Source organism: Aeromonas sp. DSM 116730 (genome assembly GCF_046581335.1).
Lineage (GTDB): Bacteria > Pseudomonadota > Gammaproteobacteria > Enterobacterales > Aeromonadaceae > Aeromonas > Aeromonas rivipollensis.
The window spans coordinates 2748150-2759952 of record NZ_CP144265.1 but is presented as its reverse complement, the minus strand read 5'-3'; the positions used below and the strand labels follow the sequence as shown (position 1 = coordinate 2759952).

Below are 11803 nucleotides of genomic sequence, written 5' to 3'. Positions count from 1 at the left end.
CCGTGGCGACATACCTTGTTAACAACATGTAGCTGGTTCGGGATGAGGGTATGTTGAGACAATGGAGTATCGGCCGGCGCCTGTCGCTGGTGACCCTGATGGTGCTGGCGCTGCTGGGACTGCTGCTGTTCTTCTGCCTGCAGATCTATCAGCAGGGGCTGATGGGGGAGAAGAGTCGCCAGACTCGTGCCCAGGTCGAGACCGCCTACAGCCTGGTGGCCGGGTTCGAGGCCAGGGTACGCAAGGGGGAGCTCGACGAGGGGCGCGCCAAGGCCGAGGCCCTCGCGGCGATCAAGGGGCTGCGCTATGGCGAGGAGGATTACTTCTGGATCAATGACAGCCACCCCACCATGGTGATGCACCCCATGAAACCCGAGCTGGACGGCAAGGATCTCTCCGGGGTGGAGGACAAGCAGGGGCTCAGGCTGTTTGTGGCCTTCGCCGATCTGGCGAAGGCGCAGGGCGCGGGAGAGGTGGCCTACTACTGGCCCAAGCCCGGGGTGGAGGAGCCGGTGCGCAAGATCTCCTACATCAAGCGCTTCGCCCCCTGGGACTGGATCATCGGCACCGGCGTCTATGTGGACGACGTCGAGGCTCAGTATCAGGAGGTGCTGCGCACCCTGCTCGGGATAGGCCTGGTGCTGGCCATACTGCTGTTTGCCGTGGTCGGGCTCATAGTGCGCAGCATAGTGGTGCCGCTCTCCCAGTCGGTATCGGCCCTCGGCAACATCGCCAGGGGGGAGGGGGATCTGCGTTTTCGGCTGCCGGAGTCGGGCCGGGACGAGCTGAGCCAGCTCTCGGTCAACTTCAACCTCTTCGCCGGCCAGATGGCGCAGCTGGTGGGGCGCAGCCAGCAGATCACGGCCCAGAACCGGGAGCAGGCGCACCAGCTGGCCCAGATCGTCGACCGGACCGGCGCCATCGTCACCGGCCAGGAGCAGGACACCCTGCGGGTGGCCAGCGCCATGGAGCAGATGACGGTGAGCAGCCGGGAGGTGGGCCAGCACGCGGCCCAGGCCGCCGAGGCGGCGGACTCCGCGCTCAATCTCGCCCAGCACGGGCGTCAGGTGGTGGCCCAGACCAGGGAGACCATCAGCCAGCTGGCGGACGAGATGGTGGAGACGGTGCAGGCGGTGAGCCAGCTCGAGCAGGAGACCCAGCAGATTGGCTCAGTGCTCGACGTGATCCGGGGGGTGGCGGAGCAGACCAACCTGCTGGCCCTCAATGCCGCCATCGAGGCGGCCCGGGCCGGCGAGCAGGGGCGTGGCTTCGCTGTGGTGGCCGACGAGGTGCGCACCCTGGCGACCCGCACCCACAGCTCCACCGACGAGATCCGGCAGATGATCCAGCGGCTGCAGGAGGGGGCGGGCCGGGTGGTCAGCGGCATCACCCAGTTGCAGCAACTCTCCCGCTCCACCGCCGACAGGGCCGGTGATGCCGACGGCGCCATTCATGCCATCGATGGCTCTGTGCACACCATCAATGCGATGAATAGCCAGATCGCCACGGCCGCCGCCGAGCAGAGCCGGGCGGCCGAGGAGATCAACCAGCGGCTGGTGGCCATCACCGAGCTGGCGGCGGATGCCCTGGCCCAGAACCGGTTGACCGAGCAGGCGGCAAGCCAGCTGGCGCTCTCTTGCGACGAGTTGGGGGCCCTGGTCGCCCAATATCGAACCTGATGGCGCTTATCCCCGCCTTTTTGGGGATAAGGCTTGAGTCTGGGGGGCTTTTGGGACACCATCAGCCCCAATATTGGCCAGCGTTGGCCGACCGCCTGCAAGAGAGAGACCCCCATGAGCAAACTAACTGACAATCTTGACGCCAATTTCCAGCTGTTCATCGAAGAAGTCCGCGAGTCGGGTCAGGTGTGGGGTCTGCGTTACGGTGAAGACTGGGTGGTGTGCCGCTCCGCCGAGTTCGAAGATGCCGACGTCATGCCGCTCTGGTCTGCCGAGGGCGATGCCCGTCTGCACTGCGTGGACGAGTGGGCGGATTACGAGCCGGAAGTGATCGAGCTCGAAGAGTTTCTCGACATCTGGATCAACGATCTGGACGAAGACGATGTGCTGGTCGGCCCGAACTGGAACGCCGATCTGGAAGGCCAGGAGCTCGAGCCCATCGAGCTGGCCAAGGCGCTGGTTGAGCTGGACGCCTGAACTGTGCTGCACTGATGGCCCCGACGCGGGTCATCGCCGAGACCAGAACCGACGGCTGCGAGGCCGTCGGTTTTTTTATGCCCGGCAAGGGCGCCAAGATGAGCGGGCGATTTGGCTTTGCACCCGTCACCGAGATGGGTCATCATCAACCCTTTGCCGATCGGGAGGTGCCATGTTTGTCTTTGACGTGACTACAGCGGCGGGCGCGCGGGCCCGGATCCGGGTGCAGGCGCTGGATTGGGGTCAGAGCGGTCCCGTGACCTTCCAATGCGACAGCGATGCCCTGGCCCTGGTGCTGCTGACCGGCTGCCGTTGCGATGCGGTGGGCTATTTCGATCTGCTGGCCGGTTGCAAGCCGCTCTATGTGGAGCAGTGGCTCGCCTATCTGCAGGAGAGCGGCCACCTCGACAAGCAGAGCTGCCAGCTGGAGAGCCCGTCCCAGGAGGACTATCTGGCCCGGGCGGGGTTGGCGGACGAGGAGCTCAATGCCTTGCTCGGTCAGGTCTACAAGGTGGCCGGTTTCAATCGTCTGCAGATCAACCGTTACCTCAAGAACCGCCATAACCCGACCATGCTGGCGACCCGTTACGATCAGAAGGAGCTGGAGCGCTATCGCCAGCTCAATGACATCATTCTGACCCTGCTGAAGTTGAAACGTCCCCAGTGAAGACTCCCGGATGGGGAATGTCAGGCCTCAGCTCCTGGGGCCGTGCGATCAGATACCCCTGCAATCCGTCCACATACATGCCTTGCAACAACTGCTTCTGACCGAGCTCCTCCACCCCTTCCGCTATCACCAGACAGCCCATGCGATGGGAGACGTCGACTATCATCCGCACGAACTGCTGGTTGGCGATGTCCCGTTCCAGGGTGCCAAGCAGCAGCGGATCCAGCTTCACATAATCCGGCCTCAGCTCATGAAGCAGGGTGAAGGAGTCCATCCCCTTGCCAAAGTTGCGAATGGTGGAGCGACTGCCATGGCGCCTGAGCAGTTCAAACAGCCGCTTTCCACCGATCATGTTGTGTTTCAGGTGCTCCTCATCCAGAGCGAAGACCAGATTGGCGCTGATGTTCGCATCCTTTTGCAGCTGGTGATCAAACCAGATCAAAAAGGCGCTGTTCTGCAGCAGGCAGCTGGATAGGTTGATCCCCCAGCGGTGGGTCTGCTGGTCGAAGGCGCGATACTGGCGCATGACATGGGTGATCAGCATCTGCTCCAGCCGCATCAGCATTTCCAGTCGCTGTGCCATGGCAAAGAGCGTGTCTGTGGGGAGCTGTATGCCTTCTCGATTGCTGAAGCGGGCAGAGATGTCCTGGTAGGGCACCATGTCCCGATTGAACGCCTGCACCGGCTGGCTGAAGAGCGTGATGCAATCCGGCTGCGACAATAGATCCTCCAGCACTCTCTTCCAGTGCTGCTGGCCATGGAGGTTGCTGGAGTGATCATGTTGCTGGATGGCCCAGCCGTTGATGGTTTCAGTCTGGGCCCGTGCCAGGGCGAGATCTGCGCGAGCCAGGATAGCCTCGATATTCTGCGCGCGGGAGAGCTGGGTCAGCCCTGTGTAGGCCACATTTTCCAATTCCCGTTCCCGATGATAATGATCGAAGGCCCGCTTGAACTCCTGCCCCAGCAAATGGGGCGGAATGTTGATGTCAGAGGGGAGCAGCACCGCAAAATCAGACCCCGAGATGCGATAGACCTGATGCCCGGGAAAGCGGTTGACCACCAGATTGATGAGGTTGGAAATATCCCTGATGTAGGCATCCCCGGACTGGAAGCCGCGCTGGGCATTGAGGCGGGCCAGCTCGGTGGCGCGGATCAGCACCAGGATGGCGGTCTGGGTCGTCTCCTGCAGCAGCAGCTCGGTGAGATCGCGCCTGAATGCATGGCGGTTGCGCAGGCCCGTCATCTCGTCCTGGGTCGCCTGCTGTTGCAGTTCGCTTATCTGGCGATGTGCATCGAGTTCGGCTTCACTGAAGGAGGCAAGCAACTGGCGTAGCGCCGTTTGTGCCTGCGGGCTCTCCAGCATGGCGGGATCCCGTTGTTGCAGCGCCAGCAGCCAGCGCTGCTCCTGCCTCTCCCGCTCCCCCTTGCGCACGCTGTGGGTGAGAAAGAGCAGCAGGGCGAAGCCGATGAGGGTGGTCATCAGGACCAGCAGCAGGGTGAGGGGGGAGGCCGGAGGCGCAAGCCAGAGTCCCTGCAGCAACAGCATGGGAATGCAGACCAGGGCGCTGACCAGCAGCAGATTTCCCTCGTGTTTATTCAACATCGTTTCATCCTTGATGATGCTCGTGATGTAGAAATTCTAATCAAGCCGCCGGCACAAAGCTTGAGTACTCACGCAACTCCATGAAAAGGGCCGTCGGAAAGCCACTAAATGTGAGTGAAAACACTTTCACAGTTCGCAAAAAAAGCGAAGATGGGTTGAAAACAGCCCCAACAGAGCAGAGGTAGATATGTTGCTAGAACCCGTAGACACAGCCAAAGCACGGCAACTATTGAATCAGAGTATGGCCTTGGTGCTCGCAGGGGGACGCGGTAGTCGCCTGAAGCAGTTGACCGACAATCGCGCCAAGCCCGCCGTCCATTTCGGCGGCAAGTTCCGCATCATCGATTTCGTGCTTTCCAACTGCATCAACTCCGGCATTCGCCGGGTGGGTGTGGTCACCCAGTACAAGTCCCACAGCCTGCTGCGCCACCTGCAATCTGGCTGGTCCTTCCTGCGCTATCAGATGAACGAGTTCATCGATCTGCTGCCCGCCCAGCAGCGGGTGGACGAGGTGCACTGGTACCGTGGTACCGCCGATGCTATCTACCAGAACGTCGACATCATTCGTGACTACGGCCCCAAATACATAGTGGTGCTGGCGGGGGATCACATCTACAAGATGGACTACGCCGCCATGCTGCTCGATCACGTGCGCCTCGGCGCCAAGGTGACGGTGGCCTGCATCGAGGTGCCGCGCGCGGAGGCGTCCGCCTTCGGGGTCATGGACATCGACGAGCAGCGCAAGATCCGCGCCTTCGTGGAGAAACCGGCCAACCCGCCCGCCATGCCGGGCAATGACCAGGTCTCCCTGGCCTCCATGGGGATCTACATCTTTGATGCGGAATACCTCTATCAGCTGCTGGAGGAGGACATCCACAATCTGGAGTCCAAGCACGACTTCGGCATGGACGTGATCCCGCGCATAGTGGGAGAGGGCAAGGCCTTTGCGCACCCCTTCACCATCTCCTGCGTCGGGGCCAAGGAGGGGCAAAAGCCCTACTGGCGCGACGTGGGGACTCTGGACTCCTTCTGGGAGGCGAACATGGATCTCGCCTCCGTGGTGCCCGAGCTCGACATCTATGACGAGAACTGGCCCATCTGGACCAGCCAGAACATGTCGCCCCCCGCCAAGTTCGTGCAGGACAGAAACGGCCAGCACGGCATGACCATCAACTCCATGTTCGCGGGCGGCTCCATCGTCAGCGGCTCCTTCGTGCTGAACTCTGTGCTCTTCACCAATGTGCGGGTGCACTCCTTCTGCACCCTGGATCAGGCGGTGATCTTCCCCGGGGTCGAAGTGGGGGCGGGCTGCCGCCTGCGCCGGGTGGTGGTGGACAAGGGCTGCAAGCTGCCCGATGGCCTGGTGGTGGGGGAGAACGCGGACGAGGATGCCCGTCGCTTCTACCGCTCCGAGCAGGGAATAGTGCTGGTGACCAAGGAGATGGTGGCCAAGCTCGGCTGATGAGACTGAGACCAATAAAAAGGGAGCCTTGAAGGCTCCCTTTTTCATGCGGTCATCGCTGACTTATTCGCTGACGATGGCCTTGCCGGCCATCACCATGGCGGTGCCGTGCTTGCCGCCCGCGGCAGTCACCTGGGGCACGCCGTCTTCGTCGGTGTCACCACCGGCGCTGTCGATGACGTTCTCGCCGGAGTCGCCGACCCACTCGGCCATCTGCATGCCGCCGTTGACTGTGCCACGGAACCAGCTAACGTACTGGCCGGTCAGCTTGGCCAGCTCCAGCTCGGGTGCCTTCTCGGCCCCTTCGTTGCGCAGGTTCAGCATGGCAGAGCGCAGGGCGCCGGAGATGGCAGCCTGGGTCCATGGGGTGTATTCGCCCTGCTTGCCCGCCAGCCAGGTGCCCGCCTTGGCATTGAAGTAGGCCTTGTCGGTGGCGATGAAGAGATCCCGTGCGGCAGTGCGGTACTTGGCATCCGAGGTGGCCAGGAAGGCGGCGGTCAGGCCACGGATGGCGGCAAATTGCGCCTCTATGGATTGACCGGCATCCAGCGACCCGCCCAGGGTCAGGCCGTCGTGGACCAGGCCGTTCTTGCCCACCAGCTTGCCGAGGATGAAGTCAGCCTGCTTGCGTACCAGCTCGAGGGCCTGTTGACCCTGCTGGGTCTTGAGGTTCAGCTCGCCGTTGTCACCTGCGGCGTAACCGACCGGCAAGGCATCCTGGGCGCGCTGGAAGATCTGCAGGGCGACCAGGGCGTAGGCGGCGTCGAAGGTGGTGACGTGAGCGCTCTGCTTGCCCTCTTGCCAGCTGTCCACCAGGGTACCGGCCTTGGGCTCGAAGTGCAGGGCGGCCAGGTTCTTGAAGGTCAGGTTGGAGAGGTTCAGCGCCAGGGAGAAGGCATCGCTGCCCGCCACTGCCTTAGCCAGATCATTGGCCTTGTTGGCGGCCGGGGCGGCGGCGAAGGGGGCGCCGTCAAACACGGCGTGGAAGGCCGGGTTCTGGTTGGTGTTGGCGCTGCGCTGATCGCTGAAGGCGTAGAACTCGGAGAGCGGCCACAGCAGCATCCAGGCATCGCGCAGCTGGGCGGAGCCGTCCACCACCTCCAGCTTGCCGATGGCACCGACGTCGTTCTTGCTGGTTTCGGTCACTTTCACCTGATGGGGGAAGTAGACGACACCCTTGGCCGGATCGTACTGGGGGCTGATCTTGGCGCCGAGCTGCTTGCCATCGAAGCCGAGCTGGCCCTGCAGTATGGCCAGCTTGTCGATGGACTGCTCGGTCAGCATCATGCCGTTGAAGCCGTCGGCGGCGGAGACGCCGAGCTTGTGCTTGCCATCCTGATCCATGGTGGCGGACGCGGCTTCCACCTCTTCATCGCTCTCGGCCACGTGCATGCCGCCCAGGAAGTCCTGGGACCACATCACTTCCTTGAGCAGTATGCCGCCCACGGCCGCCGGGACCAGCAGGTTGTCACTGCCGCTCCAGCGCAGGGTGGCGTAGTCGCGGAAGTAGGCCGGGACCTGGGTCTTGACCGATTTCTCGGTGCCCTTGGCGGTCTTGATGGTGAGCTGATCGCCGTTGACCGGGGCGGCGTTCACCGCTTGGGCGAACTCCGGATTGGCGGAGGCATAGGGCAGGGAGAGGGGATACATGCCTTGGGGCACCTCATCGGCCGGGAAGCCGACGGCATCGGCCATGGCCAGCACCCGCTTGCCAAGGTCGGCCAGGGTGCCACCACGAGCCAGGTTCTGCGGCCCGTTCACCAGGTGCGGGCCCATGCCGGACTGGTAGTTGAGGGCGTACATCGCCTCTTCGGAGTACTCATAGGATTCGATGCCAGCGGCGAAGTCGAACGGGGTCGGTTCATCGGCGCGGTTGGCGTCCAGCACGTCCAGATCCAGCCCCAGGGCTTCGGCCAGCGGCTCGCCGGAGAGTTCGAATTCGGTATAGGCCAGCATGCTGGCGGCGGTGTTGAAGGTCTTGTCTTCCACCTTGACGGCAGCGTGCGCGGCGCTGCTGAGCAGTGCACAGGCGATCGCCTGCACCAGTACGGTTTTTCTCATGTCCTTTTCACCCATATGTTTGATTTTATTATGACGCTTCTCATGAATCTAAATGAGAATGGTGTGCATTATGAGGCAAGGGAGGAAACTTTAGAAGCGAAAAACCGCGCCCCTGGGGTCTGGGGAGAGGGGGGCGCGGCGACAGGGGTTACATCAGCTTGAAGGGGATCACCAGACGACCGGGCTCCACCTTGAGGGCCTCGACCTTCTCCTTGATACGCGCCTCGTTCTTGCGACTGCCATCCAGCCGATAGACAGGGGTCTGGGAGAGGAAGAGGGAGAGGGACTGGTTGAAGGTGGGCAGCAGCGGCGTGAGGGCGGCCCCCACGTTGGCCGGCTCTGTCTTGACCGAGATGAGTTCGAGGTCACGCAGGTAGATGGCGCCCTGCTCGGCCACATAGTCCGGGCGGGCACTGAGGGAGAGGCGGATCTTCATCTGCTGGCTGCCAAGGGGGCTCGCCACCTCCAGATCACCGGCGGCATCCAGCTCTACCCGATCGGCGCGGGTGCGACCGATGCGACTCTCCATGTCGTCCAGGCGGATCTTGCTCGACATGATGCCGGGGATCCCCAGCTGTTTCTCGAAGGCGACTCGCTCCTTGAGGTACTGGTTGATCTCGCCCTCGCTGACGCTGTACTGGGTGAGGGAGCAGGCCGCCAGCAGCAGGGCGAAGGGGAGCAGAAGCAGGTGCTTTAACATGGGCAGGTTCCATCAAATGGGTGGCAACAACAGATGGCGCCATCTTAGGGGCAAAGCTGGTCGGCCGCCAGTGGGGGAAGACTGACCCCGTTTCTGTCGCATCCCCCATATGGGGATGGCAATTCGTGTTCATTCGAGTAGCGTTGCCACCCCTTGCGCCAGCAGGCCCGCCGCGGCGCCATGGCGCCAATACCCACAGACAAGCTCCTGTTTTATCGACTCAAAATCCCATTGACCCCGTTATTTCAAAGCGAGTATTTTACCGCCGCACAAAATCAAACTGATAATCATTATCATTTTGAATCTTTTTGAGGGTGTAACGTGAATACTCGTGTAATGGAAAATGGCGCACCTGCCGAGGCGGACACACCGCCAGACTTCTTGTTTACCTCGGGTCAGGGGAGCCTTGGTGCCTATGACCTGGGTCAACCCATAGTGACCCCCGCCGGTGACTGGCCTCTGCTGGCGCAGCAGATAACCCGGGCCCTCGATGCCGCCAGGGCCGCTGGCCAGGCCAACCCCTTGCTCATCGGTGCCTTCGCCTTCGATCCGGCGGAAGCCTCCTGCCTCTATGTGCCCGGCCGCTATGAGCGGGGGGATCGTGCCGCGCCAGAAGAGCAGACCGCCGAGACCAACAGCGTCATCTCGGTGCAGAGCACCCCGGCGTCGGGTGAATTCAAGGCCTCGGTGAGTGCGGCGCTGGATGCGTTCGCCCAAGGCAAGCTCGCCAAGGTGGTGCTGTCGCGCAAGCTGATCCTCACCCTGCACAAGCCCGCCGATCCCGAGCGGGTGCTGGCCCGTCTGATGGCTCAGAACCCCCACGCCTTCCACTTCTCCCTGCCGCTCGGTCAGGGCCGCCGACTGCTTGGGGCCAGCCCCGAGCTGCTGCTACGGGTCAGCGGGGGAGAGGTTTTCACCCACCCGCTGGCGGGTTCAGCCAGACGGGCGAGCGAGCCTGTGCAGGACGAGGCGGTGGCCCGGGATCTGCTGGCCTCTCGCAAGGATCAGCATGAACACAAGTTGGTGATCGACGAGATCCGCCGGGTGCTGACCCCTCATTGCCGCGAGCTGGCGATCCCCCAAAAACCCACCCTGATGAGCACGGACACCCTCTGGCATCTGGGCACCCCCATAGCGGGCCAGCTGCATGGCAGCGACGCTTCCGTGCTCTCCCTTGCCTGCCAGCTCCATCCCACCCCGGCCCTGTGCGGCTATCCTACCGATCTTGCGCGCCAGTTCATCCGCGAGCAGGAGCCCTTCAGGCGCGCCCTGTTCAGCGGCATCGTCGGCTGGTGTGACAGCCAGGGCAACGGCGAGTGGGCCGTGGTGATCCGCTGCGGCGTGCTTGATGGCCATCAGGTGGAGCTGTTTGCCGGCGCCGGTATAGTCGCGGGTTCGGATCCCGCCATGGAGTGGGCCGAGACCGGCACCAAGCTGGGGACCATGCTAAAAGCCCTGGGCCTGAGTCTGGAGGTGGCGCAATGACGCAGCCCAACCGTTTCCTGCCCTATACCCGCTGGCCCGAGGAGCTGGCCCAGCAGTACCGCGCCAAGGGCTATTGGCGCGGAGAGCCCCTGACCGCCATGCTGGCGCGCCAGTGCGAGCTGGCCCCCGATGCCGAGGCTATCCTATGCGGCGAGCGCCGCTTCAGCTATCGCGAGCTGGACGCCGCCTCGAGCCGATTGGCCGGGCGATTGGCCCACTGCGGCCTGGGGGTGGGGGATACAGCCCTGGTGCAGCTCCCCAACGTGGCCGAGTTCTATCTGGTGTTCTTCGCCCTGCTCAAGGCTGGCATTGCTCCGGTCAACGCCCTCTTTAGCCACAACCGGCTGGAGCTGGCCTCTTACGCCGAACAGATCCGGCCCAGGCTTTTTATCGGCTCGCTCGCCCATCCGCTGTTTGCAAGCGGGGATCGCCACAGTGACCTGCTGCGAGGCATAGGTGCCGAGCTGGTGTTGCTCGATGGCGAGAGCGGGGAGCTGGGGCTGACCCGCTGGCTGGCGCAGTTGGATGAGAGTGAGCCGGTGAAATGTGGCCCGACTCCGGCGGACGAGGTGGCCTTCTTCCAGCTCTCCGGTGGCAGCACCGGCACCCCCAAGCTCATTCCGCGCACCCACGACGACTATTTCTACAGCGTGCGCCGCAGCAACGAGATCTGTGAGCTGGGGCCCCATACCCGTTATCTGTGCGCCCTGCCGGCCCCCCACAACTTCCCCCTGAGCTCCCCTGGCGCTCTGGGGGTGTTCGAGGCAGGCGGCGCCGTGGTGCTGGCGCAAGACCCCAGTCCAATGAGCTGCTTCCCGCTGATCGCCCGCCACCAGGTCAACCTCTGCTCCCTGGTGCCGCCGGCGGTCTCCCTCTGGTTGCAGGCGGCCGAATCTGATCCGTCCGTCCGCAGTCAGATCGAGAGCCTCGACCTGCTGCAGGTGGGCGGTGCCAAGCTGGCCGAAGCGGTGGCCAGCAAGATAGGGCCGCTGCTCGGCTGCCGGCTGCAGCAGGTGTTCGGCATGGCGGAGGGGTTGGTCAACTACACCCGCCTCTCTGACCCCGACGACAAGATCATCCACACCCAGGGCCGTCCCATGAGCCCGGACGACGAGGTGCGCATTCTGGATGAGGCGGGCAATCCGGTCTCCCCGGGCCAGCCCGGCGCCCTGCATACCCGCGGCCCCTACACCTTCCGCGGCTACTACCAGAGCCCGGCCCACAACGCCCGGGTGTTCGATGCGGAGGGCTTCTACTGCTCCGGCGATCTGGTGGTGCAAGACCAGGATGGCTACCTGACGGTGGTGGGGCGGCAGAAGGATCAGATCAACCGGGGCGGCGAGAAGATAGCGGCGGAAGAGGTGGAAAACCAGCTGCTGCACCACCCGGCCATCACCCATGCGGCCCTGGTCTCCATGCCAGACAGCGCCATGGGGGAGAAGAGCTGCGCCTTTATCGTCAGCACGGATCCCGCCCTGAAGCCGCTGGCCTTGCGCAAGTTTCTGCGCGAGCGCGGGGTGGCGGACTTCAAGCTGCCCGACCGTTTCGAAACCCTGGATGCCCTGCCCATGACGGCGGTGGGCAAGATTGACAAGCAGGGGCTGCGGGCGCGTATCGCCGAGATCATCGCCGCCAGCCAACCCCTGACCACAGCTTAAAACTAAAAAGG

9 protein-coding genes are annotated in these 11803 nt (G+C 63.3%); 6 read left to right on the top strand and 3 right to left on the bottom strand.

All coding sequences use genetic code 11. The annotated features are described in order from the left end of the window. Window positions 1-50 precede the first annotated feature (50 nt). The 3 genes from Aeroheme_RS12520 (at window position 51) to Aeroheme_RS12510 (ending at window position 2823) form a co-directional block, all read left to right on the top strand. Window positions 51-1679 carry a methyl-accepting chemotaxis protein gene (locus Aeroheme_RS12520; protein WP_262109765.1) on the top strand — a complete coding sequence of 543 codons (1629 nt, stop codon included), beginning with the start codon at window positions 51-53 and terminating at the stop codon, window positions 1677-1679. Window positions 1680-1793: 114 nt separating this feature from the next. Continuing rightward, a complete protein-coding gene (locus Aeroheme_RS12515) occupies window positions 1794-2156 on the top strand; it encodes a DUF2750 domain-containing protein (protein WP_010674427.1) in 363 nt (120 codons plus the stop codon). Window positions 2157-2328: 172 nt separating this feature from the next. After that, window positions 2329-2823, top strand: a complete 495-nt coding sequence (locus tag Aeroheme_RS12510; protein ID WP_106887063.1) for a hypothetical protein — start codon at window positions 2329-2331, stop codon at window positions 2821-2823. Here Aeroheme_RS12510 and Aeroheme_RS12505 read toward each other — a convergent pair. After that, on the bottom strand, window positions 2786-4426 hold the full coding sequence (locus Aeroheme_RS12505; RefSeq protein ID WP_106887062.1) for an EAL domain-containing protein: 1641 nt from the start codon (window positions 4424-4426) through the stop codon (window positions 2786-2788). The genes Aeroheme_RS12510 and Aeroheme_RS12505 overlap by 38 nt on opposite strands. 187 nt (window positions 4427-4613) lie before the next feature. Here Aeroheme_RS12505 and glgC point away from each other — a divergent pair, with 187 nt between their 5' ends. Next, window positions 4614-5888, top strand: coding sequence for a glucose-1-phosphate adenylyltransferase (glgC, locus tag Aeroheme_RS12500; RefSeq protein ID WP_163149105.1), 1275 nt, complete (start codon window positions 4614-4616; stop codon window positions 5886-5888). A 63-nt stretch (window positions 5889-5951) separates the two neighbouring features. Here the strand turns inward: glgC and Aeroheme_RS12495 are convergent, their stop codons facing one another. Continuing rightward, on the bottom strand, window positions 5952-7949 hold the full coding sequence (locus Aeroheme_RS12495; RefSeq protein ID WP_411165952.1) for a hypothetical protein: 1998 nt from the start codon (window positions 7947-7949) through the stop codon (window positions 5952-5954). 148 nt (window positions 7950-8097) lie between these two features. Next, window positions 8098-8649: a lipoprotein gene (locus Aeroheme_RS12490; RefSeq protein WP_368169490.1), complete on the bottom strand. Its 552-nt coding sequence runs from the start codon at window positions 8647-8649 to the stop codon at window positions 8098-8100. A 321-nt stretch (window positions 8650-8970) separates the two neighbouring features. Between Aeroheme_RS12490 and Aeroheme_RS12485 the strand changes: the two genes are divergently transcribed. Both Aeroheme_RS12485 and Aeroheme_RS12480 read left to right on the top strand, forming a co-directional pair. Then, the gene (locus tag Aeroheme_RS12485; RefSeq protein WP_411165951.1) at window positions 8971-10134 is read left to right on the top strand and encodes an isochorismate synthase MenF; all 1164 of its coding nucleotides are present in this window, start codon (window positions 8971-8973) and stop codon (window positions 10132-10134) included. Further along, window positions 10131-11792, top strand: coding sequence for a (2,3-dihydroxybenzoyl)adenylate synthase (locus Aeroheme_RS12480; RefSeq protein ID WP_411165950.1), 1662 nt, complete (start codon window positions 10131-10133; stop codon window positions 11790-11792). The genes Aeroheme_RS12485 and Aeroheme_RS12480 overlap by 4 nt, the downstream gene beginning before the upstream one ends. The last annotated feature ends 11 nt before the right edge of the window (window positions 11793-11803 follow it).